Raw genomic sequence first — 22,179 nt, forward strand, 5'->3', positions numbered from 1 at the left:
TAAGTTTTTTTCGTTTTTTTATTCGTTCGATTAAAAAGAACTCAAAACGCCTCAAAAGTAGGCTTTTATCTTACATATTCTTCAGTTTTTCAGTGAACAAAGAGACTTTTTCCCAGTTTGTGTACTCAACTTCCTTCGTTGTATCCGTTTCACCACCTGTCATATTCATAATAAAGCGGATCATGGTTCTATCGAACCAGTTATAACGTGGGTAATAGAGGGCACCTGCAAATACACCGATTAAAGTCGGCTGCCATGGAGACTTGGTAAGGAACTTCTTAATATACGCACTGCCTTCTGGTGTATCTTTGCCTTGGTCTTCTTTACGCGCCGTTAAGTTAACACAGAAGAACGCAACCTTGCTTGATTGCAACTGAGTAAGGTTGGCATCAATAAATTGATATAGCTTCTTATTAAGGTGGCCATAACGAATCGATGCGCCAATCAACACTCTGTCGTACTGAGCAAAGTCCACCTTGCCAATAGTGTGCAGATCTTGAAGCTCACATTCGAACTCATTCATTTCTTCTTTTATATAGTTCAAGATCTTCTTGGTTTGCCCTTCACGGCTTGAATACAAAAATAGAGCTTTTGCCACAATGTTGTCCTTAGCTACGCCAAAACGTAGGGGTCAATAAAATTAATAAGGTGAATATCTCTAAACGACCAAACAGCATAGATACGATCAACACCCATTTGGCCTTATCATTCACATCGCCGAAGTGCATTGCCACTTCACCTAAGCCCGGGCCAAGGTTATTCAATGTTGCCGCTACGGCAGAGAAAGCACTCAGCTCATCCATCCCAGTAGCAATAAGAGCCAACATACAAACCACAAAAACCAATGCGTATGCAGAGAAGAAGCCCCAAACCGCATCAACAACACGTTGTGGTAACGCAGAACCGCCAACCTTGATGGTATAGACAGCACGCGGGTGGACAAGGCGCTTCATTTCACGAGCACCTTGCAGAGTAAGCAATAAGATTCGAATGACTTTCATACCACCGCCCGTTGAACCTGCACAGCCCCCTATAAAAGAAGAGAACAGAAGCAGCACAGGTAAGAATAACGGCCACTCAGAGAAACCTGTGGTGGTGAAGCCTGCGGTTGTTGAAATAGACACCGTTTGGAACAACGCTTGATCAAAAGCATCATAATACGAGTCATAAGAGTGGTGATTAAGCAGTAATAAGAAACAAACTAAGAACAAGACTACTTGAATAAAGATAAAGGCGCGAAATTCAGGATCTTTCCAATAATACTTAGGATGCACACCACCAGAAGCAAATGCAGCAAAGTGAAGCGAATAGTTACACGCAGAGATAAGAAGGAACACGACCGTAATCATGTTGATCGCTGGACTGTTGAAATAGCCCATACTCGCATCGTGAGTCGAGAAGCCACCAATCGCAATAGTAGAGAAGCTATGACTGATAGCATCAAAGAAGCTCATGCCTGCAAGCCAAAACGCCACCGCACAAGCAATCGTTAGACTCAGATAGATGTACCAAAGCGCTTTTGCCGTTTCAGCAATACGCGGAGTCATCTTACTGTCTTTTACTGGACCCGGGATTTCTGCACGATATAGCTGCATACCACCGATGCCGAGAACAGGAAGGATGGCTACCGCTAATACGATGATACCCATACCACCAAACCATTGTAGGAACTGACGATAAAAAAGAATCGCCTTAGGCAGATCATCGAGGCCGACAATTACGGTCGCACCTGTCGTAGTTAATGCAGAGAAGGATTCGAAGAAAGCATCGGTTACCGACACATTGGGGTTATCGGCGATCAAAAACGGCAGCGCACCCGCACTACCGATTACCGTCCAAAACAGAACAACAATCAAAAAGCCATCACGCGCTTTCAATTCATGCTTATAACGTCGGTTTGGAAACCAGCAAGTTGCTCCACAGAATAAGAGAACGAAGAAGGTCGTCACAAATGGCACACCCGCACCATCTCGATAGATCAGTGCGACGAGCGCAGGAGCAAGCATTGATACACTAAAAAGTGCTAATAATAATCCGACGATTCGAATAATTGAGCGAAATTGCATGAGCTATTGAACGAAGCGAAATGCTTCACACTTCCTAGTTGTCTTTGACTTTCGTTACCAGTGCCTTAGCACCGCTTTTATTGATCATGGTTTGGGTAAACGAATCTACCTGAAGGAGCTCTATTTCAATAATAAGCTCAACTTGAACACCATAATCCGCTTGGACCTCAACAGCCTGATGCTGAGCCATGATGGATTGTGCGATCGGCACAAAGCCATAGTCTAACTCTAGCCGTAATTTTGTGGTTATTTTTTTCTCGATAGTTTGAAGCAGCTTGAGAGCTTGTTGTACGCCACCGCCGTAAGCCTTAACCAAACCGCCGGTTCCAAGCTTAATTCCGCCAGAGTAGCGCGTCACAACAGCCGTTAATTCACCGACACCAGAGCCCGATAGTTGCGCCAAGATAGGCTTACCCGCTGTACCCGAGGGTTCACCATCATCACTGAAACCCCAAAGCATTGAGTCTTCAGGTCGACCAGCAACAAAACCCCAACAGTTATGTCGTGCTGAAGAATGCTCTTTTTTCACCTGTTCTACGAACTGTTTTGCAGCTTCAACACTTGGAGTATGAGCAAGATGCGTAATAAAGACGCTCTTTTTTATCTCTTCTTCAAACAGAGCCGACGCAGAAGGTATTAAATAAGGCTGTTCATTCATATCGTTAACTTAGTTAATAAGAGCGACGAAGTGTATCACGCGTGAATAATAAGGGTTAGAGGATCTGTGCCATCGCACAATGTTAAACAATTGTTTAAAAAATGTATTGAAATTCACCAAGCAGAGGTACAGACTAGAATAACTGGTCTTACCAGGTATTCTACAATAATAGAAAGATAACAAGATTCTCTCAAACAATCGTGGATTGTATGTCATGGAGATAGACAATGATTTACCAAGCTAACACCTTACAGGTAAAGGAATTACAAGATGGTATTGCAGAACTTAGCTTCTGTGCTCCGGCCTCTGTAAACAAACTCGACCTTGCTACTTTAGAATCACTAGATAAAGCGCTAGATGCTCTTAATGCTCACGCTGGATTACGTGGTTTAATCTTAACTTCAAACAAAGACGCATTCATCGTAGGCGCAGACATCACTGAATTTCTTGGCCTATTTGCTAAGCCAGAAGCAGAACTTGATGAATGGTTAAGATTCGCTAATTCAATCTTCAGCAAGCTAGAAGACCTTCCTGTCCCAACTCTTTCAATGATGCGTGGCCATGCCCTTGGCGGCGGCTGTGAATGTGTACTCGCTACCGATTTCCGTATCGGTGACAAGACCACCAGCATAGGTCTACCAGAAACCAAACTTGGCATCATGCCTGGTTTTGGCGGTTGTGTGCGCCTACCTCGTGTTATCGGTGCTGACAGTGCAATGGAAATTATCACGCAAGGCAAAGCATGCCGTGCAGATGAAGCACTTAAAGTTGGCTTGTTAGATGCGATTGTTGAAACAGACCAACTATTAGAATCAGCGATTAATACTGTTTCTCTAGCAGCCAATGAGAAACTCGATTGGCAGCTACGTCGTAAACAAAAAACATCAGCGCTTTCACTAAGCAAACTAGAAGCGATGATGAGCTTTACCATGGCGAAGGGCTTAGTGGCTCAAAAAGCAGGACCTCATTACCCAGCACCCATCACTTCTGTGATTGCTATCGAAGAAGCAGCACGTAGCGATCGTGATGCTGCATTGGATATCGAGCGTAAACAATTCGTTAAGCTAGCGAAATCTGAAGAAGCAAAAGCATTGGTCGGCTTATTCCTTAATGACCAATACATCAAAGGCCTAGCGAAACAAGCTGGTAAGTCTGCCAACAAAGCGACTGAACGAGCAGCGGTTCTTGGTGCTGGCATCATGGGTGGCGGTATTGCTTACCAGTCAGCATTGAAAGGTGTGCCAGTGATGATGAAAGACATCGCACAGGCGTCTCTAGATCTTGGTATGAACGAAGCTTCTAAGTTGTTGAATAAACGCTTATCACGCGGTCGCCTAGATGGATTCAAGATGGCAGGCATTCTGTCTTCTATTACTCCAAGTCTGCATTATGCAGGTGTTGAGCAATCAGATGTGATTGTGGAAGCGGTTGTAGAGAATCCTAAAGTAAAAGCAGCGGTACTGAGCGAAGTGGAAGGTTTGGTTGGTGAAGACACGGTTCTAACATCAAATACCTCAACGATTCCGATTAATCTGTTAGCGAAATCTTTGAAGCGCCCAGAGAACTTCTGTGGCATGCACTTCTTTAACCCAGTACACCGCATGCCTTTGGTTGAGATCATCCGAGGTGAGCACACTTCAGAAGAAACCATTAATCGCGTGGTTGCTTACGCAGCGAAGATGGGTAAATCCCCTATCGTTGTTAATGATTGCCCAGGCTTCTTCGTTAACCGTGTACTTTTCCCTTACTTTGGCGGTTTCAGCATGTTGCTACGCGACGGTGCTGATTTCACTAAGATCGATAAAGTGATGGAGCGTAAGTTCGGTTGGCCAATGGGCCCGGCTTACTTACTAGACGTTGTAGGCCTAGACACTGCACACCACGCACAAGCTGTGATGGCGCAAGGTTTCCCAGAGCGTATGGGCAAAGAAGGTCGTGATGCGATTGATGCACTTTACGTTGCTGAAAAATACGGTCAGAAAAACGGTAGCGGTTTCTACACATACAGCGTAGACAAGCGTGGTCGTCCGAAGAAGACCTTCTCTGAAGACATTCTTCCTATCTTGGCTGACGTATGTCAAGCACCACAAGATTTTGATGACCAAACAATTATCCAGCGCGTGATGATTCCAATGATCAACGAAGTGGTGCTTTGTCTAGAAGAAGGCATTATCGCGACACCGCAAGAAGCGGATATGGCACTGGTTTACGGTTTAGGCTTCCCTCCATTTAGAGGCGGCGTATTCCGCTACTTAGACAGTGTGGGCATTGGTAACTTCGTTGAAATGGCGAAAGGCTACCAAGACTTAGGTGCAATGTACCAAGTTCCTCAGCTATTGCTTGATATGGCAGCGAAGGGCGAAAGCTTTTACGACAGCCAACAAGCCAGTTCTCTGTAACCCACATTTGGAAAAGGAATAGCAAAATGAAAAATGTAGTTGTTGTTGATTGCCTTCGCACCCCAATGGGACGTTCCAAAGGTGGAGCTTTCCGTCACACTCGTGCTGAAGATCTGTCTGCACATTTGATGAAAGGCATTTTAGAGCGCAACCCAGAAGTAAACCCTGTCGAAATTGAAGATATTTACTGGGGTTGTGTACAACAAACACTAGAGCAAGGCTTCAACGTTGCACGTAACGCTGCCTTGCTTGCTGGTCTACCGATTGAGATTGGTGCGGTAACAGTCAACCGTTTATGTGGTTCATCTATGCAAGCTTTGCATGATGCAACTCGCTCTATCATGGTTGGTGATGCTGAAATCTGCCTGATTGGTGGTGTGGAGCACATGGGCCACGTACCAATGAACCATGGTGTTGATTTTCACCCAGGCATGTCAAAACACGTAGCAAAAGCGGCCGGCATGATGGGGCTAACCGCTGAGATGTTAGGCAAAATGCACGGTATTAGCCGTGAAGACCAAGATGCATTCGCAGCACGCTCACATGCTCGCGCTCAAGCAGCTACGGTTGAAGGTCGTTTCAAAAATGAAATCCTGCCAACCGAAGCTCACGCTGCAGACGGTTCTCTGTTCACTCTGGATTACGACGAAGTCATTCGCCCAGAGACAACAGTTGAAGGCTTATCCCAGCTGCGTCCGGTATTTGACCCAGCAAACGGCACAGTAACAGCAGGTACTTCATCAGCTCTGTCTGATGGTGCTTCTGCAATGCTTATCATGAGCGAAGAGAAAGCTAACGCACTTGGCCTTAAGATTCGCGCTCGCGTGAAGTCTATGGCTATCGCTGGCTGCGATCCTTCAATCATGGGTTACGGCCCAGTACCAGCAACCCAAAAAGCACTTAAACGTGCAGGACTAACCATTGAAGACATGGGTGTGATTGAGTTAAACGAAGCGTTTGCTGCTCAATCTCTACCTTGTGCTAAAGACTTAGGTCTACTGGATGTTGTTGACGAGAAAGTAAACCTTAACGGCGGTGCGATTGCTCTGGGTCACCCACTAGGCTGTTCTGGTTCTCGTATCTCGACGACGCTAATCAACCTGATGGAAGCACAAGACGTGAAATACGGCTTGGCGACTATGTGTATTGGTTTAGGCCAAGGTATTGCAACGGTATTTGAACGCCCATAGCGTTTACTGACTGTAATATTTGAAGGGTAATCTTTTGTGCAGCTATATTTATATAGCTGCACTTTTTATTGCTTGGCATCCAACAATGCATCGATTGCGTTCAGCGAACTCAACGAGAGAAAAACCAACCCTGACATCTATGCACAAAACGCATATATTCAATGTTGATGTTTCATTATTTTTTCTCGGATGATTCAACTAAAGTTACTTCAGTTTCCTAATATTCCTCCACGGAGCAGATCATGTTTAAAGCACTTGTACTAAACCAAGAAGACAAAAAAACTATCGCGTCAGTTTCTCAAATTGAAGAATCTCAATTACCAGAAGATAACGTGAAGATTGATGTTAGCTACTCTTCTTTGAACTACAAAGATGGTTTGGCGATTACAGGTAAAGGGCGCATTGTTCGTAACTTCCCTATGGTTCCTGGTATCGACCTTTCAGGTGTGGTTTCACAATCTGATGACCCACGCTACAAAGCAGGCGACGAAGTTGTTTTAACGGGTTGGGGTGTTGGTGAAGGTCACTGGGGCGGCATGGCTGAAAAAGCAAGCCTAAACGGTGACTGGTTAGTGCCAATGCCTAAAGGTCTAGACGCTAAGAAAGTCATGGCGATCGGTACAGCAGGCTTCACGGCAATGCTTTGTGTGCAAGCTATCGTAGATGCAGGCATCAAACCAGAAGACGGTGAAATCCTAGTTACCGGCGCAAGTGGCGGTGTAGGTAGCGTATCTATCACTCTACTAAACCAACTGGGCTACAAAGTGGCAGCAGTGACTGGCCGTGCTTCTGTAAACGGTGAACTACTTAAATCACTAGGCGCGACACGTATTGTAGAGCGTGCTGAACTAGAAGAACCAGCTAAGCCACTAGAAAAACAACTGTGGGCTGGCGCTATCGATACGGTAGGCAGCAAAGTGCTTGCGAAAGTATTGGCGCAAATTGATTACAACGGTGCGGTTGCGATGTGTGGTCTAGCAGGCGGTTTTGACTTACCAACCACGGTAATGCCATTCATTCTGCGTAACGTTCGCCTACAAGGTGTTGATTCTGTAATGTGCCCTCGTGAAAAACGTATTAAAGCGTGGGAACAACTGGCTGAGCTACTACCAGAATCTTTCTACGCTCAAGCAACCAAAGAAGTGTCTTTAGACGGTGCAATTCAAGCAGCAGAAGACATCACTAACGGTCAAATCACTGGTCGCGTAGTCATTAAACTATAGGCTCTCAAACATAAAGTTATCAAACCTTAAGCAACAGCTTTAGGCTTGGATAACCCAAAACAACAAAGGGCTGATTTTTATCAGCCCTTTTGCGTTTTTGTCATTCGGGTCAAGTGAACTCAGACTCAGATCCGGTTAACCCAAACCGACATCCGCAATCCGTTTTTGAATCAACTCACCACACTCTTCTTTTACCACTCTTCTTAACCATTGTTGTGAAGCAGAAGAATCGCAACGCGAGTGCCAGATCAGTGAGTAATCAAACGGCATAAATTCAAATGGTAATGGCTTAACAACCAAGTCATAACGCTCTGCTACCAAATAAGCCAAATCAGCAGGCACAGTAATCACCAACGGCATTCTATCGACAATCGCCAATGCCGCTTCAAGGTGATAAGCACGCAGTACCATTTTTCTGGGTTGTTGATTAGCTAAAGCGTTGTCCAATAAAGCCTTAACACCATCACTGATCGCAATCATCGCATGTGGGAGTGAAACATAGTCTGCAAGGCTTAAAGGTTGATCGGCTAATGGATGGTTTTTAGATAACAGACACGACACACCAACCGGCCCCAAGACTTCTTGATGAAGTGGTGCAATGCTGCCACTCGGACGACAGATCGCCATATCAACGCGTTCGGTGCTGAGCTGTTTAAACAAATGCTCATGCTGCAACGGAGCAAACTCCAAAGAGATATTGGGTGCTTGTTCATAAATCTTAGGCAACGCATAAGGCAAGATGGTTTGCATCGCATAATCGGTGGTAGCGATCAGAAAACGTTCGCTGCAATAGTAAGGGTCAAAGTCACTCGGACTCAGCAATTGGCGAAAAGACTCCAAAGGCTGATCAATACGCTGACTGATCTCGAGTGCTTTCTTGGTAGGAATAAGGTGCTGACCTTGACGTGTAAACAACGGATCGTTTAGTAATTCTCTTAAACGCCCTAATACTCGACTGGTTGCGGATTGGCTTAAGTTAAGACGAAGCGCGGCCTGGCTTACGCTGCCCTCTTCAATCAATACCTTTAAAGCGACCAATAAATTAAGGTCTCTACGATAGATGTCTTCTAATTCCACGCCACTTACCTAGCTGTATACGATTGCCATTAGTCACTAAGTTGTTTATAGCATGCTTTAGATAAAAAAAATCCCGCAATTACGCGGGGAAGCCCAAGAAAATTGGGGGATAGTGTCGGAATGTTGTCGTATCGGAATTCGCTTGCTGTATTCGGGTTAGTGCTCTTGCTCTTCGGCTATGCCTTGCCAACGGCGCATCTCTACCCAAATACCAATAATCGTTGCTACTATGCCAAAAATAGGCATCAGTGAGGTCTCTGTCGATGAGCGTAGTACTAACGCACAAAAAGAAATAAAACAGAGAACCGAATAAATTGTTAATCTATCTAATCCTGTCAACATCGCCACTCCTTAGCTAGTTGCCTTTGCTTCAAGTTGTTATCAACTTGTTAACTAAGTTATAGGAAATGATTCTGTTTGCCAAGCACTTATTGCATATTTTTTCTGCAGACGTATTATTCACTCGTTAGATAGATATAGAGATACAAACCATGACATTCAAACCTGAACTGGCAACCCATACTTTAGAAGCTGAAGGCCTGCGTTGCCCGGAACCAGTAATGATGGTCAGGAAGACAATTAGAAACATGCAGGATGGCGATGTGTTACTGGTAAAAGCTGACGATCCTTCGACAACTCGAGATATTCCGAGCTTTTGTCGATTCATGGATCACCAGTTGGTAGGCCAAGCAACAGAAACGTTGCCTTACCAGTATTTGATCAGAAAGGGATTGGAGGCGTAACGCCCCACCGACTATCAAGTATCAAAAAAGCCGCTCGTACCTTATGTTCTTAAACAGAACTCAGAGTACGAGCGGCTTTTTGTTTATTCGCTTCTAGATTTGTTTTGCAGATGCTCCAGCTGATGCTGAATTTCTCGGATATCTTTGCGCATCGGAATAATATGCGCGACCCGAATCCAAGCCTCTACCGCAAGTGCAGTCATGATGATGGCACCCGCGACCATTGGCAGCCACATGTCCGTCAACACCATGCCTAACAGTGTAAGTGCAAGACCAAAAGTAAATAGATAACTTTGGCTTTGTGGAGTAATACCCATATAACGCGTCAACATAATCATGCCCTCGTGTTCTTAACTCACAAGATTAAAATATCATGACAAGTATGACAGTTATATGTCCATTCGCTCGATAAACCCCACAATACTGTAAGAGTATGACCTACAACACATTACTCTACTGATTGAGTATAATAAGACTCAATACCACCTGTTAATAGAAAGCAGCAGCGATAGCTAAACCCACGAATAGTAAGGCTGTGATCTTACGAATCAGATCAAGCGGCATCTTATCAGCAGACAGCTTACCGATGATCACCACAGGCACATTTGCCAGCAACATACCAATGGTTGTACCCAGAATCACCCACGCTAATGCATCCGCATATTGAGCCCCTAGGATAGAGGTCGCAATTTGGGTTTTATCGCCGATCTCAGCAATAAAGAAAGCGATAAAACTGGCGACAAACGGTCCTCGGTTTGAGATCTGTTCATCGTCATCTAACTTATCGGGAATCAAAATCCAGCCCGCCATAGCGATGAAACTAACCACCAGCACCCACTTTAATACTTCAGGTGAAAGATAGTCGGCGACCACAACCCCGAGCCATGCAGCAAGGGCATGATTGGCAATGGTGGCAAAGAAGATAGCCGCAATGATAGGTATCGGTTTTCGATATCGACTGGCTAATAAAAGGGATAGCAACTGGGTCTTATCACCGATCTCGGCTAAGGCGACAGTTGTAATTGAAATTGCTAAAACGCTCACGACATGCTCATTTGGGATGGAGATTATTATATTTAACCAAAGACAAACCTCGCGCCCCATCCCGGTTCACGATGCTTGTCTAAGGTCTTGCTAAGCGCCACCAAGGTGGTGGTTGCCTCGAACGCCATGATGATTTTGCATCAATTATGTTGACGAACGAACTCATTCAATAGGATATGAATAAGTAAGCTACTCCCCAAAGACCGCGAGATTTTAATCACCCACGCTTTCAAACACAAGTGTCAAACTTATCAAAATATCCACTTGTGCCGAAAAACAAACATTAAAGGCAAAAAAATCCACTAAACGACATTTTAGACCACTAATTAAACAAGATTACCCCTACTCGCTTTACGAATATCTCGGTATACTCAGAGGTTATTTTTCTCATTCATTTAAAAGAATCGCGCGAACCTGACTATGCAAAAATACGATATCAAAACCTTCCAGGGAATGATCCTCGCGCTGCAGGATTACTGGGCTCAAAACGGTTGTACCATTGTTCAACCTCTAGATATGGAAGTAGGTGCAGGCACCTCTCACCCAATGACATGTCTACGAGCACTTGGCCCAGAGCCAATGTCTACAGCTTACGTTCAACCTTCTCGTCGTCCGACCGATGGCCGTTACGGTGAAAACCCGAACCGTCTGCAGCACTACTACCAATTCCAAGTAGCGCTAAAACCATCGCCAGACAATATCCAAGAGTTGTACCTAGGCTCCCTAGAGGTTCTTGGTGTTGACCCACTTGTTCACGACATTCGCTTCGTTGAAGATAACTGGGAAAACCCAACACTAGGCGCATGGGGCCTTGGTTGGGAAGTATGGCTAAACGGCATGGAAGTAACTCAGTTTACTTACTTCCAACAGGTTGGCGGCCTTGAGTGTAAGCCAGTAACTGGCGAGATCACTTACGGTATCGAGCGTCTAGCAATGTACATCCAGGAAGTAGATTCTGTTTACGACCTAGTATGGAACGTAGCACCAGACGGTTCTAACGTGACTTACGGTGACATCTTCCACCAAAACGAAGTTGAGCAATCGACGTACAACTTCGAGCACGCAGACGTAGATTTCCTATTCACTTTCTTCGACCAGTGCGAGAAAGAGTGTAAAGAGCTACTTGAGCTTGAGAAGCCACTGCCGCTTCCAGCTTACGAGCGCATTCTAAAAGCAGGTCACGCATTCAACATCCTTGATGCGCGCAAAGCTATCTCTGTAACAGAGCGTCAACGTTACATCCTTCGTATCCGCAACCTGACTAAATCAGTTGCTGAAGCGTACTACGCGTCACGTGAAGCGCTTGGCTTCCCAATGTGTAAGAAGGAAGGTAAATAATCATGGCGAAGAATTTTCTAATTGAACTGGGTACGGAAGAGCTTCCACCAACAGCACTTCGTTCTCTAGCAGAAGCGTTTGCTTCTAACTTTGAAGCAGGTCTTAAAACGGCTGAGCTTTCTCACGAAGGCATCAAGTGGTACGCAGCACCTCGTCGTCTAGCACTTAAAGTAACTGCACTGGCTGAAGGCCAAGCAGACAAAGTGGTTGAGAAACGTGGCCCTGCTGTTTCTGTGGCATTCGATGCTGAAGGCAACGCGACCAAAGCGGCACAAGGTTGGGCTCGTGGTAACGGTATTACTGTTGAGCAAGCTGACCGTCTGAAAACAGACAAAGGCGAGTGGCTTCTTTTCAAACAAGAAGTAGCTGGCAAACCAGTTCAAGAATTGGTGATGGACATTGCTGCGAAAGCACTGGCTGGCCTACCAATTCCTAAAGCAATGCGCTGGGGTAACTCAGACATTCAATTTATCCGTCCAGTAAAAACACTGACAGTACTACTAGGTGATGAGCTTGTTGAAGGCGAAATCCTAGGCGTAGCATCTGCTCGTACTATCCGTGGCCACCGTTTCATGGGCGAACAAGAGTTCACAATCGACTCTGCTGACCAATACCCTACGATCCTAGAAGAGCGCGGTAAAGTAATGGCAGATTACGAAGCGCGTAAAGCGATCATCCTTGCTGATTCGCAAAAAGCGGCAGCTGCGGTTGGCGGTACAGCTAACCTAGAAGATGACCTTGTTGAAGAAGTAACGTCTCTGGTTGAATGGCCAGTAGTACTGACAGCGAAGTTTGAAGAAGAATTCCTAAAAGTCCCTTCTGAAGCTTTGGTTTACACCATGAAGGGTGACCAAAAGTACTTCCCTGTTTACGATGACAACAAGAAGCTACTACCGAACTTCATCTTCGTATCGAACATCGAGTCTAAAGAGCCTCGTCACGTTATCGAAGGTAACGAGAAAGTGGTACGCCCACGTCTTGCTGATGCTGAATTCTTCTTCAACACAGACCGTAAGCGCCCGCTTATCGACCGTCTTGCTGAACTAGACCAGGCTATCTTCCAGAAGCAATTGGGTACTATCAAAGACAAAACAGACCGCATCACAGAGCTTGCAGGCTACATTGCTGAGCAAATCGATGCTGACGTTGAAAAGTCTAAACGTGCTGGCCTACTGGCTAAGTGTGACCTAATGACCTCTATGGTATTCGAATTTACGGATACTCAAGGTGTGATGGGCATGCACTACGCGACTCACGACGGTGAAGACGAGCAAGTTGCACTGGCACTTTACGAACAATACATGCCTCGTTTCGCGGGTGACGATCTACCAAGCACTGGTATCTCTTCAGCAGTAGCAATGGCAGACAAGCTAGACACTATCGTAGGTATCTTCGGTATTGGCCAAGCACCAAAAGGTTCTGACCCATTTGCACTTCGTCGTGCGTCTCTAGGTGTGCTACGTATCATCGTTGAAAACGGCTACAACCTAGACCTAACCGATCTGATCGGCAAAGCGAAAGAGCTACTAGGCGACAAGCTGACTAACAAAAACGTAGAAGCTGACGTTATCGACTTCATGCTAGGTCGTTTCCGCGCATGGTACCAAGATGCTGGTTTCAGCGTTGATATCATCCAAGCGGTACTAGCACGTCGTCCAACTAAGCCTGCTGACTTTGACCAACGTGTTAAAGCGGTTTCTCACTTCCGTGAACTGGAAGCAGCAGAAGCACTAGCAGCAGCGAACAAGCGTGTAGGTAATATCCTTGCGAAATTCGATGGCGAGCTACCAGCTGAAATCGACCTAACGCTTCTTCAAGAAGACGCAGAGAAAGCACTGGCTGAAAACGTTGAAGTAATGACGGAAGCACTAGAACCAGCATTCGCAACAGGTAACTACCAAGAAGCCCTAAGCAAGCTTGCTGATCTACGTGAACCAGTTGATGCATTCTTCGATAACGTAATGGTTATGGCTGATGACGAAGCGCTTAAGAAGAACCGTCTAACGCTACTGAACAACCTACGTAACCTGTTCCTACAGATTGCTGACATCTCTCTACTGCAAAAATAAGCACAAGTGAGACAATTACTCTAAGTCATACTCTGAGTAATTAACGGTAAACACCCAAAGGGAAGCGAAAGCTTCCCTTTTTGTTTTTGTGAACCAAGCATTTGTTTGTAGAGGTCTTATTGATTAACTGAATGAAACAGCACTCAGACTGTAGAGGGCATTGTTTGCTATAACTGACCTGTTTATTCAGGGGAAGGGAACAATGAAAAAAACAGTACTCGCGCTTTCAATACTCGCACTCAGCGCATGCAGCCAAACCAGTGACAACAACCTATTACTGACAATTGATAACGACACTGTCGTATTCGAATCATCCGGTAAAGGCACCGTGATTGCAGAACAGGAACTCGCGAAAGGTAGCTATACCTTCTCTATCAGCGATACTCAAAATACCTGTGGCACCAACTATGCGCTGGCTGAAGAAAACCGCATCAAATTCAATAAACCCCTTCGCCTAGACGACTGCGCCGAGAAGTCTGAATTAGATATCAAGATCTTTCGCGCTAACACCTATCAGTTTATGCTCAACCCACAAACCAATGAACTGACCGTTCAGATAAAGCCGAAGCAACAACAAGTACAAAGCTTTGCTTGTCCGGTTCCTAGTGACGAACCAACCATCATCGACGTTGCTCAAACCTTTGATGATGGCACCGTGGTTAGAGACGCTCTTTCAGGCAAACAAGTCACAGTAACGAATGGCAGCGTCACCATGCAGCCAGCAGAAAATAGCCAAGGTGTTCTGCTGCTTGAGAAAGTAGAACCAGAAACCAAAGCTGACTTTAGTTGGGATAACGCCACGGTTTACTTCGTAATGACTGACCGTTTCCACAATGGTAATCCTGATAACGACAACAGTTACGGTCGCAGCCAAGATGGACAAGACGAAATCGGCACCTTCCACGGTGGTGACTTGGCAGGCTTAACCGAAAAACTCGATTACATAGAATCACTCGGTGCTAATGCTATCTGGATAACGTCTCCGTTAGAGCAAATCCACGGCTGGGTTGGCGGCGGTGATCGAGGTGACTTCAAACACTACGGCTACCACGGCTACTACCATCAAGATTGGACCAAGCTCGATGACAACATGGGCACCGAAGACGAGCTAAAAACCTTCATCGATACCGCGCATAGCAAAGGCATTCGTGTTGTTTGGGATGTGGTAATGAACCACACCGGCTATGCGACGCTTGCCGACATGCAAGAGTTTGATTTTGGTAAGCTCAACCTAACTGACGAAGAAGCCAAACAAACACTTGGCGAAAACTGGACAGATTGGCAACCTGCCAAAGGTCAGAACTGGCACTACTTCAACAACTACATCTCTTACAGCGACAAAGAAGCGTGGGAAAAGTGGTGGGGCAAAGCTTGGCTACGCAGCGATATCGGCGCCTATGACTCTCCGGGCTACAATAACCTCACCATGTCTTTGGCGCATCTGCCCGATTTCAAAACAGAGTCGACAGAGACAATCGGGCTGCCTAATTTCTATCGCAATAAGTCCACCAGCGCGACCGATGAACTCAAAACACCTCGTAACCATTTAATCACTTGGTTATCGGATTGGGTGCGCGAATATGGTGTCGATGGTTTCAGGGTCGATACCGCTAAACACGTTGAACTCGAAGCATGGGCAGAACTGAAAGAGAGCACCAACCAGGCACTTGCCGAGTGGAAACAGAACAACCCAGACAAGGCCTTGGATGACTTACCCTTCTGGATGACTGGCGAAGTATGGGCACACAGCGTGGTCAAATCAGATTACTTCGCTAACGGATTTGATTCGATCATCAACTTTGAATTCCAGAGTGATATCGCACCAAAGGCGCTCAAGTGCCTATCCGATCTTGATGCTGATTACCTTCGATACGCAGAGAAGATCAACAACGACAGCGAGTTCAACGTACTGAGTTACCTTTCGTCTCACGACACCTCGCTATTCTGGACACAACATGGCAGTGACTTTGCAAAACAAACCAAAGCTGCAAACGCGTTGATGCTGGCTCCCGGTGCGGTACAGATCTATTACGGCGATGAAATCGCCCGAGACTTTGGCCCAACGGGTTCTGATCCAATGCAAGGCACACGCTCAGACATGCCTTGGGATCAAATCACTGGCGAACGTGCAGAGCTGCTAGAACACTGGCAAGCGCTTGGCCAATTCCGCCAACGCCACCCAGCCGTTGCTCAGGGTAAGCACATCATCCGTAACAGCAAGGGCTACTATGCGTTCGAACGCCAATACCAAGATGACAAGGTATTAGTCGTTTATACCGGTTCGAACTAAACCTTCATTAACATAAACACCAGAAACTAAAGGGGAAGCTTAGGCTTCTCCTTTTTTTATCGCTAAAGGTACGTTCAATAAGCAAGCTGTCACTCATTAACCAAACTTTATAGAAGTTTTTTACGTGTTAGAGCATTTGGCGCTATGCGTCGCAAAAACATTGCGGTATGTTCAAGGAATACACTGATGGCAGACATAAGGTCTGCCTTAATGACACGTAACAAGCAATCACAATGAATTAGGTAAAATTAGTAATGCAGTTCTCTAAGTTTGGCGAAAAGTTTAATCGATACTCTGGAATCACTCGTTTAATGGATGATTTGAATGATGGCCTGCGCACTCCTGGCGCTATCATGCTCGGTGGTGGCAACCCAGCCGCTATCCCTGCCATGCTCGATTACTTTAACCAAGCCAGTGCCGACATGCTCGCCAGTGGAGAACTCATCGCCGCCCTCGCCAACTACGATGGTCCGCAGGGTAAAGACAGCTTCATCAAATCGTTAGCGGCAATGCTGAAAGAGACCTACGGTTGGGACATCAGCGAGAAGAACATCAGCCTGACTAATGGCAGTCAAAGTGGCTTCTTCTACCTATTCAACCTGCTAGCAGGCCAACAGCCTGACGGCTCACATAAGAAAATCCTACTGCCGATCGCACCGGAATACATCGGCTACGGCGACGCGGGTATTGATGACGATATTTTTATCTCTTACCACCCAGAGATCGAACTGCTAGAAAACCGTCAGTTTAAATACCACGTTGATTTTGAACAACTAAAGGTTGATGACTCAGTCGCGGCTATCTGTGCATCTCGTCCAACCAACCCAACGGGTAACGTACTGACCGACGAAGAAGTGCGTAAACTGGATAAACTGGCGCGTGAAAACAACATCCCACTGCTGATCGACAATGCTTACGGCCTGCCGTTTCCTAACATCATCTTTGAAGATGTCGAACCGTTCTGGAATGAAAATACGATTCTGTGCATGAGCCTTTCTAAGCTTGGTTTGCCGGGTGTGCGTTGCGGTATCGTAATTGCGAGTGAAGAAGTAACACAAGCATTGACCAACATGAATGGCATCATTAGCTTAGCGCCAAACAGTGTTGGCCCTGCAATTGCCAATCACATGATTGAAAAAGGCGATTTACTGCGCTTAAGTAGCGAGGTAATCAAACCTTTCTATAAAGATAAGTCACTACGTGCAGTTGAACTGTTACAAGACGCTATCGACGACCCTCGCTTCCGTATTCACAAGCCTGAAGGCGCTATCTTCTTATGGCTATGGTTTGATGAGCTGCCGATCACCACAATGGAACTGTACGACCGCCTTAAAGCTCGCGGCGTATTGATTGTTCCGGGTGAATACTTCTTTATCGGCCAAGAAGACGAGTGGGATCATGCCCATCAATGTCTACGTATGAACTACGTGCAAGATGATGAGGCGATGCAGAAAGGCATTGCTATCATTGCTGAAGAAGTGAAAAAGGCTTACTCAGAGCAGTAATAAGAGCTTTTAGCTTACCGCAGGTCAAATACAAAAAGAGCACCTCATTAGGTGCTCTTTCACTTTTACTTCCCGATATTTTTTAGCTCTAAGGAGCTAACAGTAATTAGCCTTCTAGTAGACTATTACCATTGATAGCAATCTTACGTGGTTGCATCGCTTCTGGGATTTCGCGTTCGAGGTCGATGTGAAGAAGACCATTTTCCATGCTTGCACCTACCACTTTTACGTAGTCAGCCAGTTGGAATTTACGCTCGAAATCGCGCTCTGCGATACCTTGGTATACGAAGGTTTTCTCTGCTTCTGCTTTACGCTCACCTTTCACAATTAGCATGTTCTCTTTCTGAGTCAGATCTAATTGGTCATCAGCAAAACCAGCGACTGCCATAGTAATACGGTAGTTGTTCTCGTCTTTTTGCTCGATGTTGTATGGAGGGTAACCGCCAGAAGAGTTCTTCGATGTATTCGCTTCCATCATGTTGAATAGACGATCGAAGCCGATTGCGTTGCGGTAAAGTGGAGTGAAATCTACAGTTCTCATAATGCTATCCTTTTAGTAAGCAATAGTCTTAGCTGCGAATTTTACTTGGATCTAACCTGTGTGTGACCCAGTAAACAGCTAAGAGATTCAATTCGCATTCCTCGGGTTTCACCTCTATTGGCGACAACGCTGGGACATGGCAATGAATCAATTTTTAAGTTGTGTGCTGCCAAAGTTATCCTCTATTGAGCGATACTTCGTTAGCGGTAATGAAGGTTCTGTTTCTTCTCTTGTAGAGCAAGACAGTCATCCTCTTCACAAATAGATATATGGATTGAGCAAAATAGTTTCAAGGGGTTATTTTCAATTATTTTTGCAACTCAATATTTTTCAATATCTTACAAACATAAAAAAGCACCATCCAAAGGATAGTGCTTTAAAATGATTTTAGTTTTTTGAGACGAAGCTATTTGGCTTTAGTTCAAGGAAGAGGCGCGGAGCATACGAATGTATGTGAGCACCTCTGACACAGAAATTAAGCCAAAGAGCGAAGTATCAAAGAGACTAAACGTCTAGGTTTGCTACTTTCAGTGCATTCTCTTCGATGAAGTTACGACGAGGTTCAACTTGGTCACCCATTAGCGTCGTAAACAACAAATCAGCACCAACAGCGTCTTCAATTGTTACTTGCATCATACGGCGAGTTTCAGGATCCATCGTGGTTTCCCAAAGTTGATCAGGGTTCATCTCACCTAGACCTTTGTATCGCTGTAGGCTCAGACCACGACGAGACTCTTTCACTAACCAGTTCAGAGCATCAACGAAGCTAGAAACTTCTTGAGTACGCTCACCACGCTTAATGTAAGCGCCTTCTTCAATCAAGCCATCAAGAGCTTCAGAAAGATCCGCTAGCTTACCAAACTCTTTAGAGTTAATAAGATCGATGCTTAGTAGGTGTTCATGAGTCACACCATGAGTACGAACCACAATCTTAGGAACGCTTAAGCCTAGCTCTTCGTGTTTTTCAACTTCAAGGCTGTATTGGCTTGCACCTACTTCTTTCGCGTTTAGCTGTTCAACAAGCTGCTTACCCCAAGCTTCAACTGCCGCGTCATCATGACACTGCTCGGCCGTTAGACGAGGAACGTAAATCAGTTCGTGAACCAATGCGCGTGGGTAACGGCGGCTCATACGATCAACAAGCTTGATGCCTGCATTGTATTGCTGAACAAGCTTCTCTAAACCTTCACCTGCAAATGCTGGCGCTTCAGGGTTTACGTGCAGTTCTGCGTTGTCTAAAGCCAAAGATACTTGATACTGGTTCATCGCATCTTCATCTTTAATGTACTGCTCTTGCTTACCTTTCTTCACTTTGTAAAGTGGCGGTTGAGCAATGTAGATGTAGCCACGTTCAATCAGCTCTGGCATTTGACGGTAGAAGAACGTCAGTAGCAGGGTACGGATGTGAGAACCATCGACATCGGCATCGGTCATGATGATGATGTTGTGGTAACGCAGTTTATCTGGGTTGTATTCGTCACGACCAATACCACAACCAAGAGCGGTGATTAGCGTTGCTACTTCTTGAGAAGACAGCATTTTATCGAAACGTGCTTTCTCTACGTTAAGGATTTTACCTTTCAGCGGTAGGATTGCTTGGTTCTTACGGTTACGCCCCTGCTTAGCTGAACCGCCAGCAGAGTCTCCTTCCACAATATATAGTTCAGACAGTGCAGGATCTTTTTCCTGACAGTCAGCAAGCTTACCAGGAAGACCCGCTAAATCTAATGCGCCTTTACGACGAGTCATTTCACGAGCTTTACGCGCTGCATCACGAGCACGTGCTGCATCAATAATTTTAGAACAAACTGTTTTCGCTTCACCTGGGTTCTCAATAAGGAACTCAGACAACTTCTCACCCATTGTAGATTCAACGGCAGACTTCACTTCTGAAGAAACCAGCTTATCTTTAGTTTGGCTTGAGAACTTAGGATCAGGCACTTTAACAGAAACAATCGCCGTCAGACCTTCACGAGCATCATCACCAGAGGTCGCAGTCTTCGCTTTCTTAGAGAAGCCTTCCTTGTCCATGAAGCTGTTCAGAGTACGCGTTAGCGCCGCACGGAAACCTGCTAAGTGAGCACCACCATCGCGTTGAGGGATGTTGTTGGTGAAACAGTAGATGTTTTCTTGGTAGCCGTCATTCCACTGCATCGCAACTTCAACGGTAATACCGTCTTCGCGCTCAGAGTTAAAGTGGAAGATTTTTTGGATGATTGGCGTTTTGTTAGTATTAAGGTGTTCAACAAACGCTTGGATACCGCCTTCGTATTCGAAGTGATCCATTTTGTCTTCTTCGCGCTCGTCAATTAGCTTAATTGATACACCTGAGTTCAAGAATGATAGCTCACGTAGACGCTTAGCTAAAATGTCGTAATGGAACTCGATGTTAGTGAAGGTTTCTTCACTCGGCCAGAAACGAATCTCTGTACCTGTTTTATCCGTGTCACCGATAACCGCTAGTGGCGCTTGAGGCTCACCGTGGCTGTAGGTTTGAGTGTGGATTTTGCCACCGCGGTGGATAGTAAGAGTAACTTGCTTAGAAAGTGCGTTAACTACTGAAACACCAACACCGTGCAGACCACCAGATACCTTGTACGAGTTATCATCGAACTTACCACCAGCGTGAAGAACCGTCATGATTACTTCGGCTGCAGATACGTTTTCTTCTGGGTGCAATTCTGTTGGAATACCACGGCCGTCATCGCTCACAGACACAGAACTATCTTCATGGATAGTTACAATGATGTCATTACAGTGACCAGCTAGCGCTTCATCAATAGAGTTATCTACCACCTCAAAAACCATGTGGTGCAGACCGGTACCATCATCCGTGTCGCCAATGTACATTCCAGGACGCTTACGTACCGCATCCAGACCCTTCAGTACTTTAATACTCGATGAATCGTAATTATCTGACATAGTTACTCTCTGACTAATTATCCTTGCTCTATTTTGCCATGTTCCACATGAAACATCCTGCTATTTTCGTCATGCATATCTGCAATCTGATCAGCGGTAATAGAGCTTACAAAAACTTGAGCCTGGGTCGCCTTTAAACACTCAGCAAGACGTGCTCGGCGTTGGCTATCTAATTCGGAAGCGAAGTCATCTATCAAATAGATGCACTGCTTACCTGTCATTTGAGTGAGGTGTTGCCCTTGTGCTACTCGTAGCGCGCACACCATCAACTTCAATTGACCTCGTGACAAGACATCTTCCACTGGAGTGCCGTTCACTTTTATCTTCAGATCCGCTTTGTTTGGCCCACCAAAGGTGTAACCAAGCTGCTGATCCCTTTCAAAATTCTTTTCTAATATATCGGCGTACGGGGTGTCTTTGTCCCAGCCACGATAGTAGTTAATCTTTATCTCAAACTCAGGAAGGAAGGTCGCACAGATTTCTTCGGCGACTTCTTTGAGCTGATCAACGTAGGTGGCACGCCACTGACTGATGCTTTCTGCTAAACGGGCCAATTCTTGGTCCCAATAGCTCAGCTCTCGATAGTGCGTTGCCGTTTTCAATAAGGCGTTTCGCTGCTTATTGAGGCGCTTTACCCTGCCCCACGCATCATAAAAGCCCGACTCACTGTGGAAGACTCCCCAATCAATGAATGCTCGGCGATGCTTAGGTCCATCGGTTAGTAAATCAAACCCTTCAGGGTGAATCAACTGCAAAGGTAAGACTTGAGCTAACTGAGCCAACTTTTGCCCAGTTTGACCGCTTATTTTAACCTCTGTCGTGCCATCGCGCTGCTTATTAATGCCAATTGGCAGCTCAAATTGATCCGAGGTCATAAAACGGCCATGTACAAACAGCTCACTACACTCGTTTTGTATGATACGACCGGTAAGTGAACTCTTGAATGAGCGACCATGTCCGAGCAGATACACAGCTTCAAGGACACTGGTTTTGCCGCTTCCGTTAGCCCCTATAAGAAAGTTAAAGCCTGATGACGGTTGAATGTCACAGGCTTCAATATTTCTAAACTGCTTAACGATTAAGCGCGATAAAGGCATAACGTCTTCATATTAAT

19 protein-coding genes and 1 riboswitch are annotated in these 22,179 nt (G+C 45.5%); of the genes, 9 read left to right on the plus strand and 10 right to left on the minus strand.

Annotated elements, in window-relative coordinates:
• Window positions 1–70: 70 nt before the first annotated feature.
• From hemG to ACED41_RS15790, 3 genes are read right to left on the minus strand one after another with little or no spacing between them, the layout of a single operon-like run.
• Window positions 71–598: a menaquinone-dependent protoporphyrinogen IX dehydrogenase gene (hemG, locus tag ACED41_RS15780; RefSeq protein WP_229648146.1), complete on the minus strand. Its 528-nt coding sequence runs from the start codon at window positions 596–598 to the stop codon at window positions 71–73.
• Between the two features lie 10 nt (window positions 599–608).
• Window positions 609–2,066: a TrkH family potassium uptake protein gene (locus ACED41_RS15785; RefSeq protein WP_010433127.1), complete on the minus strand. Its 1,458-nt coding sequence runs from the start codon at window positions 2,064–2,066 to the stop codon at window positions 609–611.
• Window positions 2,067–2,100: 34 nt separating this feature from the next.
• On the minus strand, window positions 2,101–2,724 hold the full coding sequence (locus tag ACED41_RS15790; RefSeq protein ID WP_017058823.1) for a YigZ family protein: 624 nt from the start codon (window positions 2,722–2,724) through the stop codon (window positions 2,101–2,103).
• A 227-nt stretch (window positions 2,725–2,951) separates the two neighbouring features.
• On the opposite strand from ACED41_RS15790, the gene fadB reads away from it, so the two are divergent.
• The 3 genes from fadB (at window position 2,952) to ACED41_RS15805 (ending at window position 7,536) form a co-directional block, all read left to right on the plus strand.
• Complete coding sequence (gene fadB, locus ACED41_RS15795) at window positions 2,952–5,123, plus strand: fatty acid oxidation complex subunit alpha FadB (protein WP_371725266.1); 2,172 nt, start codon at window positions 2,952–2,954, stop codon at window positions 5,121–5,123.
• 26 nt (window positions 5,124–5,149) lie between these two features.
• Complete coding sequence (fadA, locus tag ACED41_RS15800; RefSeq protein WP_017058821.1) at window positions 5,150–6,313, plus strand: acetyl-CoA C-acyltransferase FadA; 1,164 nt, start codon at window positions 5,150–5,152, stop codon at window positions 6,311–6,313.
• A 242-nt stretch (window positions 6,314–6,555) separates the two neighbouring features.
• Window positions 6,556–7,536 carry an MDR family oxidoreductase gene (locus ACED41_RS15805; protein ID WP_371725267.1) on the plus strand — a complete coding sequence of 327 codons (981 nt, stop codon included), beginning with the start codon at window positions 6,556–6,558 and terminating at the stop codon, window positions 7,534–7,536.
• 135 nt (window positions 7,537–7,671) lie between these two features.
• Here the strand turns inward: ACED41_RS15805 and ACED41_RS15810 are convergent, their stop codons facing one another.
• The gene (locus ACED41_RS15810) at window positions 7,672–8,613 is read right to left on the minus strand and encodes a LysR family transcriptional regulator (protein WP_017058819.1); all 942 of its coding nucleotides are present in this window, start codon (window positions 8,611–8,613) and stop codon (window positions 7,672–7,674) included.
• A 156-nt stretch (window positions 8,614–8,769) separates the two neighbouring features.
• Entirely contained in the window at window positions 8,770–8,955 is a 186-nt protein-coding gene (locus ACED41_RS15815; protein WP_004736674.1) for a hypothetical protein, read from the minus strand.
• Window positions 8,956–9,104: 149 nt separating this feature from the next.
• On the opposite strand from ACED41_RS15815, the gene tusA reads away from it, so the two are divergent.
• The gene (gene tusA / locus ACED41_RS15820) at window positions 9,105–9,356 is read left to right on the plus strand and encodes a sulfurtransferase TusA (protein WP_004736675.1); all 252 of its coding nucleotides are present in this window, start codon (window positions 9,105–9,107) and stop codon (window positions 9,354–9,356) included.
• A gap of 83 nt (window positions 9,357–9,439) precedes the next feature.
• Here the strand turns inward: tusA and ACED41_RS15825 are convergent, their stop codons facing one another.
• Both ACED41_RS15825 and ACED41_RS15830 read right to left on the minus strand, forming a co-directional pair.
• Entirely contained in the window at window positions 9,440–9,694 is a 255-nt protein-coding gene (locus ACED41_RS15825) for a hypothetical protein (RefSeq protein WP_017058818.1), read from the minus strand.
• Window positions 9,695–9,845: 151 nt separating this feature from the next.
• Window positions 9,846–10,400 (minus strand): TMEM165/GDT1 family protein, encoded by a 555-nt coding sequence (locus ACED41_RS15830; RefSeq protein ID WP_017058817.1) that lies wholly within the window; start codon window positions 10,398–10,400, stop codon window positions 9,846–9,848.
• Between the two features lie 34 nt (window positions 10,401–10,434).
• A riboswitch (yybP-ykoY riboswitch) is annotated at window positions 10,435–10,610 on the minus strand.
• A gap of 210 nt (window positions 10,611–10,820) precedes the next feature.
• On the opposite strand from ACED41_RS15830, the gene glyQ reads away from it, so the two are divergent.
• The 4 genes from glyQ (at window position 10,821) to ACED41_RS15850 (ending at window position 17,602) form a co-directional block, all read left to right on the plus strand.
• A complete protein-coding gene (gene glyQ, locus ACED41_RS15835) occupies window positions 10,821–11,738 on the plus strand; it encodes a glycine--tRNA ligase subunit alpha (protein WP_017058815.1) in 918 nt (305 codons plus the stop codon).
• Between the two features lie 2 nt (window positions 11,739–11,740).
• Window positions 11,741–13,807, plus strand: a complete 2,067-nt coding sequence (gene glyS / locus ACED41_RS15840) for a glycine--tRNA ligase subunit beta (RefSeq protein ID WP_371725268.1) — start codon at window positions 11,741–11,743, stop codon at window positions 13,805–13,807.
• A 202-nt stretch (window positions 13,808–14,009) separates the two neighbouring features.
• Entirely contained in the window at window positions 14,010–16,097 is a 2,088-nt protein-coding gene (locus tag ACED41_RS15845) for an alpha-amylase (protein WP_017058813.1), read from the plus strand.
• 254 nt (window positions 16,098–16,351) lie between these two features.
• Window positions 16,352–17,602 carry a valine--pyruvate transaminase gene (locus tag ACED41_RS15850; RefSeq protein ID WP_048611244.1) on the plus strand — a complete coding sequence of 417 codons (1,251 nt, stop codon included), beginning with the start codon at window positions 16,352–16,354 and terminating at the stop codon, window positions 17,600–17,602.
• Window positions 17,603–17,708: 106 nt separating this feature from the next.
• On the opposite strand, the gene ACED41_RS15855 is transcribed toward ACED41_RS15850, so the two are convergent.
• Window positions 17,709–18,143 (minus strand): Hsp20 family protein, encoded by a 435-nt coding sequence (locus ACED41_RS15855; RefSeq protein ID WP_009848140.1) that lies wholly within the window; start codon window positions 18,141–18,143, stop codon window positions 17,709–17,711.
• A 142-nt stretch (window positions 18,144–18,285) separates the two neighbouring features.
• Here ACED41_RS15855 and ACED41_RS15860 point away from each other — a divergent pair, with 142 nt between their 5' ends.
• Window positions 18,286–18,408 (plus strand): hypothetical protein, encoded by a 123-nt coding sequence (locus ACED41_RS15860; protein WP_267869012.1) that lies wholly within the window; start codon window positions 18,286–18,288, stop codon window positions 18,406–18,408.
• A 239-nt stretch (window positions 18,409–18,647) separates the two neighbouring features.
• Here ACED41_RS15860 and gyrB read toward each other — a convergent pair whose 3' ends face one another.
• Together gyrB and recF are read right to left on the minus strand one after the other, a co-directional pair.
• On the minus strand, window positions 18,648–21,065 hold the full coding sequence (gene gyrB, locus ACED41_RS15865; protein ID WP_017058811.1) for a DNA topoisomerase (ATP-hydrolyzing) subunit B: 2,418 nt from the start codon (window positions 21,063–21,065) through the stop codon (window positions 18,648–18,650).
• A gap of 17 nt (window positions 21,066–21,082) precedes the next feature.
• On the minus strand, window positions 21,083–22,162 hold the full coding sequence (gene recF / locus ACED41_RS15870) for a DNA replication/repair protein RecF (RefSeq protein ID WP_371725269.1): 1,080 nt from the start codon (window positions 22,160–22,162) through the stop codon (window positions 21,083–21,085).
• Window positions 22,163–22,179: the final 17 nt, after the last annotated feature.

The organism is Vibrio sp. 1F255 (genome assembly GCF_041439145.1).
GTDB classification, from domain to species: domain Bacteria; phylum Pseudomonadota; class Gammaproteobacteria; order Enterobacterales; family Vibrionaceae; genus Vibrio; species Vibrio crassostreae_C.

What these genes read in the sequence shown, in the direction of transcription:
- ACED41_RS15785 (WP_010433127.1), bottom strand. Translation starts at nt 2,066, where the DNA reads ATGCAATTTCGCTCAATTATTCGAATCGTCGGATTATTATTAGCACTT.
- ACED41_RS15790 (WP_017058823.1), bottom strand. Translation starts at nt 2,724, where the DNA reads ATGAATGAACAGCCTTATTTAATACCTTCTGCGTCGGCTCTGTTTGAA.
- fadB (WP_371725266.1), top strand. Translation starts at nt 2,952, where the DNA reads ATGATTTACCAAGCTAACACCTTACAGGTAAAGGAATTACAAGATGGT.
- fadA (WP_017058821.1), top strand. Translation starts at nt 5,150, where the DNA reads ATGAAAAATGTAGTTGTTGTTGATTGCCTTCGCACCCCAATGGGACGT.
- ACED41_RS15805 (WP_371725267.1), top strand. Translation starts at nt 6,556, where the DNA reads ATGTTTAAAGCACTTGTACTAAACCAAGAAGACAAAAAAACTATCGCG.
- ACED41_RS15815 (WP_004736674.1), bottom strand. Translation starts at nt 8,955, where the DNA reads ATGTTGACAGGATTAGATAGATTAACAATTTATTCGGTTCTCTGTTTT.
- tusA (WP_004736675.1), top strand. Translation starts at nt 9,105, where the DNA reads ATGACATTCAAACCTGAACTGGCAACCCATACTTTAGAAGCTGAAGGC.
- ACED41_RS15825 (WP_017058818.1), bottom strand. Translation starts at nt 9,694, where the DNA reads ATGATTATGTTGACGCGTTATATGGGTATTACTCCACAAAGCCAAAGT.
- glyQ (WP_017058815.1), top strand. Translation starts at nt 10,821, where the DNA reads ATGCAAAAATACGATATCAAAACCTTCCAGGGAATGATCCTCGCGCTG.
- glyS (WP_371725268.1), top strand. Translation starts at nt 11,741, where the DNA reads ATGGCGAAGAATTTTCTAATTGAACTGGGTACGGAAGAGCTTCCACCA.
- ACED41_RS15845 (WP_017058813.1), top strand. Translation starts at nt 14,010, where the DNA reads ATGAAAAAAACAGTACTCGCGCTTTCAATACTCGCACTCAGCGCATGC.
- ACED41_RS15850 (WP_048611244.1), top strand. Translation starts at nt 16,352, where the DNA reads ATGCAGTTCTCTAAGTTTGGCGAAAAGTTTAATCGATACTCTGGAATC.
- ACED41_RS15855 (WP_009848140.1), bottom strand. Translation starts at nt 18,143, where the DNA reads ATGAGAACTGTAGATTTCACTCCACTTTACCGCAACGCAATCGGCTTC.
- ACED41_RS15860 (WP_267869012.1), top strand. Translation starts at nt 18,286, where the DNA reads ATGAATCAATTTTTAAGTTGTGTGCTGCCAAAGTTATCCTCTATTGAG.
- gyrB (WP_017058811.1), bottom strand. Translation starts at nt 21,065, where the DNA reads ATGTCAGATAATTACGATTCATCGAGTATTAAAGTACTGAAGGGTCTG.
- recF (WP_371725269.1), bottom strand. Translation starts at nt 22,162, where the DNA reads ATGCCTTTATCGCGCTTAATCGTTAAGCAGTTTAGAAATATTGAAGCC.